The sequence below is a fragment of the Sphingomonas sp. genome, assembly GCF_035758555.1.
Taxonomy (GTDB): Bacteria; Pseudomonadota; Alphaproteobacteria; order Sphingomonadales; family Sphingomonadaceae; genus Sphingomonas_B.
Genome location: NZ_DASTXI010000096.1, coordinates 1 through 3,627 on the forward strand (window position 1 = coordinate 1; position 3,627 = coordinate 3,627).

4 protein-coding genes and 1 pseudogene are annotated in these 3,627 nt (G+C 68.1%); 3 read left to right on the forward strand and 2 right to left on the reverse strand.

Annotated features, from left to right (window positions below; genetic code table 11):
• Nucleotides 1-269: pseudogene (locus tag VFT73_RS05825) on the reverse strand (5-aminolevulinate synthase); the annotation flags it as partial.
• An 86-nt stretch (nt 270-355) separates the two neighbouring features.
• On the reverse strand, nt 356-1,147 hold the full coding sequence (murI, locus tag VFT73_RS05830) for a glutamate racemase (protein ID WP_326409222.1): 792 nt from the start codon (nt 1,145-1,147) through the stop codon (nt 356-358).
• A 106-nt stretch (nt 1,148-1,253) separates the two neighbouring features.
• On the opposite strand from murI, the gene plsY reads away from it, so the two are divergent.
• From plsY to VFT73_RS05845, 3 genes are all read left to right on the forward strand, one after another.
• Nucleotides 1,254-1,868: a glycerol-3-phosphate 1-O-acyltransferase PlsY gene (gene plsY, locus VFT73_RS05835; protein ID WP_326409223.1), complete on the forward strand. Its 615-nt coding sequence runs from the start codon at nt 1,254-1,256 to the stop codon at nt 1,866-1,868.
• Nucleotides 1,861-2,952: a DNA-processing protein DprA gene (dprA, locus tag VFT73_RS05840; RefSeq protein ID WP_414712799.1), complete on the forward strand. Its 1,092-nt coding sequence runs from the start codon at nt 1,861-1,863 to the stop codon at nt 2,950-2,952. Before plsY ends, dprA begins: the two co-directional genes overlap by 8 nt.
• Nucleotides 2,953-3,627, forward strand: a 675-nt coding sequence (locus VFT73_RS05845) for a cation:dicarboxylate symporter family transporter (protein WP_326409224.1), incomplete at its 3' end; no start/stop codon positions are given. It abuts the gene before it with no gap.

Consider the following 3,627-nt stretch of genomic DNA (forward strand, 5'->3'; position numbering starts at 1 on the left):
GTGTTGCCGGCGATGTTGCGGGTGCCGCCGGCGCCGGCGCCGACATCGTGCAGCGCTTCTTCCATCGCCGCGATCACCTTCGGGTGCTGGCCCATCGACAGATAGTCGTTCGAGCACCAGACCGTGATCGGCTTCGGCCCATTATGCCCGGCAAAGCAGCGCGCGTTCGGGAACATCCCCTTGTTGCGCAGAATGTCGATGAACACCCGGTACCGGCCCTCGCCGTGCAACCGGTCGATCGCCTGGGTGAAAATGCGGTTGTAGTCCAAAGCCCTAACCTGTGTTCGGTTCGCTCTCGGCCCCGTTTACCTTTGCGGGCGCGCTCAGGCCAGTGAGAACAACTCGCAATAAGCCCTCATAGGCGCTCGATCCGCGCTAAACCGAAGTTGCCAAGAGCAGGCCGGAGCCGCTCGACCGAGTCGTCCAGCCGCGTGAACACGGCGATTCCCGGGGAAGGCGCGTCGGGCCAGCTCTGACCGTCGGTCAGATAAGCGATCCGCCGCGCGATCCCATCGGCGCCATCGACATAGGTGAGCAGTCGTGCGGCTGCGAGCTCGGGCTCGACCAACCGGAAGTGCGTGCAGGCGAGTACGACGGTGTCGATCCGCTCGCCGCCGGGCTGACCGGTTAGCCCGTCCAGGATACGCGCATAGGCCGCCGGATCGGTGTCTTGCCCACGCAATTTCGCTTCCGCCAGGTCGACCAGCTCGGCCGAACCGTGGCGCAGCACCAGACAGTCGGCGGCGAACTCGGCGGCGAGCCGGTCGACATAAGGCTGGCGGATCGTCGCCTCGGTACCGAGCACGCCGATCGCGCGCGTCTTCGACAGCAGGGCCGCCGGTTTGATCGCCGGGACGGTGCCGACCACCGGCAGGTCCAGCGCGCTCCGCACATGGGCGAGCGCAATGGTGGAGGCGGTGTTACACGCGATCACCACGAGCCGGGGGTGGTAGCGCTCGACGAGTCGCCCCAGCAGTGCCGGCACGCGTGCCGCGATCTCCGCTTCGGATTTGGTGCCGTACGGATAGCCGGCGCTGTCCGCGGCATAGACGATCGGCGCCTTCGGCAACAGCCTTTGTGCCGCGGCCAGCACGGAAAGCCCGCCCACGCCGGAATCGAAGAACAGCAGCGGACGCGGGTCGGTCATGCGGGGCGCACCTAATCGACTTTCACGTGAGAATCACCGTTCGTTTCGAGCGAAGCCGAGAAGCGGACGGTTGTGTTTTTCGGGCTTTTGCGGTTTGTCGCGTCCGATGGGGGCGCAAACCACCGATGTCCTTTGGGAAATGCCGGCGCTGGCGCTGGCGCTGGGCTATCTGCTCGGCTCGATCCCGTTCGGGTTGCTGCTGACCCGGTTCAGCGGCGCCGGCGACATCCGCGCGATCGGCTCCGGCAATATCGGCGCGACCAACGTGCTTCGCACCGGCCGCAAGGGTCTGGCGGCCGCCACGCTGCTGCTCGACGCACTGAAAGGCACCGCGGCGGTCTGGATCGGCGAGGCGATCGTGCCCGGCGGCGGCGTGCTGGGCGGGGCAGGCGCTTTTTTCGGTCACTGCTACCCGATCTGGCTCAGGTTCAAGGGCGGGAAGGGGGCCGCCACCTTCGGCGGCATCGGCTTTGCGGCCTGGTGGCCGATTGGCGTCATCTATCTGCTGGTCTGGCTCGGCGTGCTGGCGGCCAGCCGCTATTCGTCGGTCGGCAGCCTTGCGGCAGCGGTGGCGGCTCCGATTGCGGCGTTCCTGTTCGGCCGCGCCGATTTCGGCATCCTCTTCATCGCCCTCGCGCTGGTTGTCTTCTGGAGGCACCGCGGCAACATCGCGCGGCTGTTCGCCGGCACCGAGCCGAAAGTCGGGCGCAAGAGTGGCTGATATCGAGCCCGACCACCGCGCGGCGAAGCTCCAGCTGCTGCGGACACCGCATATCGGGCCGATCACCTATCGCCAGCTGATCGCCCGCTTCGGCAGCGCAACGGCCGCACTGGACGCGCTACCGATGCTGGCGGCGCGCGGCGGCCGGCGCGATTTCCGTCCGGCCGACCGGCGGCAGGTCGAACGCGAGCTCGCCGCCATCGCAAAGCTCGGTGCGCGCGCGCTGTTCGTCGACGATCCGGACTATCCTGCGCTGCTGCGCGCAACCGAGAGTGCGCCGCCGATGCTGACCGTGCGGGGCCATTTGGAGCTGCTCGACCGTCCGATGATCGCGATCGTCGGCGCCCGCAATGCATCGGCGGCCGCATGCCGTTTCGCCAGGGGCCTAGCGCAGCAGCTGGCGGGGGAGGGCGCGACCGTCGTCTCCGGCCTGGCCCGCGGCATCGACACCGCGGCCCATGTCGGCGCGTTGCAGGGCGGCACCGTTGCCATCATCGCAAGCGGCATCGACATCGCCTATCCGCCCGAGAACGCCGCGCTGCAGGAGAAGATCGCGAGCGACGGCCTGCTGATCGCCGAACAGCCGCCGGGCACCGAGCCGCTGGCGCGCCATTTCCCGTCGCGAAACCGGATCATCGCCGGCCTCTCATTGGGGACCGTCGTGGTCGAGGCCGCGCCCAAATCCGGGTCGCTGATCACCGCCCGCATCGCCGCGGAGCTCGGCCGTGAAGTGATGGCGGTCCCCGGCTCGCCGCTCGATCCGCGCGCGCAGGGTTGCAACCTGCTGATCCGCGACGGCGCGACGTTGATCCAGACTGCCGCCGATGTGCTGGAACAGATCCGCCCGATCGACGCGCGCGCCGTCGCCCAGCCCATCGGTTCATACGAACCTGGGCCAACGGACGACGCGTCCGACACGCAGCGTGAGGCGGTGCTGGACCTGCTCGGCGCCACCGCCGTGCCCGTAGACGAGATTATCCGCCTTTCCGGCCTGCCCAGCGCGGTCGTGCAGACCGCCTTGCTCGAGTTGGAGCTTGCCGGCCGGCTGGAACGCCACGCCGGCGGCCGAGTCAGCCTCGCCTGAATGCGCATCTTCCGCCACCTCTACGCCCAGGTGCTCGTCGGCATCGTGCTGGGCGTGCTGGTCGGCTGGCTGTGGCCGGATTTCGGCGCCGCGCTGAAGCCGCTCGGCGACGCATTCATCAAGCTGGTCAAGATGATGATCGCCCCGATCATCTTCACGACCGTCGTGCTCGGCATCGCCAAGATCGGCGACCTGCGCGCACTCGGCCGGGTCGGACTGAAGGCGCTCGTTTATTTCGAGGCAGTGACGACGCTGGCGCTGGTGATCGGACTGTTGATCGTGAACCTGGTCCGTCCGGGCGACGGCGTGAACGCCGATCCCGCGACGCTCAACCTGGCCGGCGTCGCCGACTATGCCGGCAAGGCGCATGAGCAAGGCGTCGCGCCCTTCCTGCTCGGCATCATCCCCGACAGCTTCTTCGGCGCGCTGACGGGGGATGACCTGCTGCCGGTGCTGCTGATCGCGATCCTCTCCGGCCTCGCGCTCGCGCACATGAAAGAGGCAGGCGAGGCGGCGGTCCGCTTCCTCGACCATGCCAGCGAATTCTTCTTCCGCATCATCGCCATGCTGATGCGCGTGGCGCCGATCGGCGCGTTCGGCGCGATGGCCTTCACGATCGGCAAATACGGCGTCGGCACGCTGGCCCAACTCGGCGTGCTGATGCTCAGCGTCTAC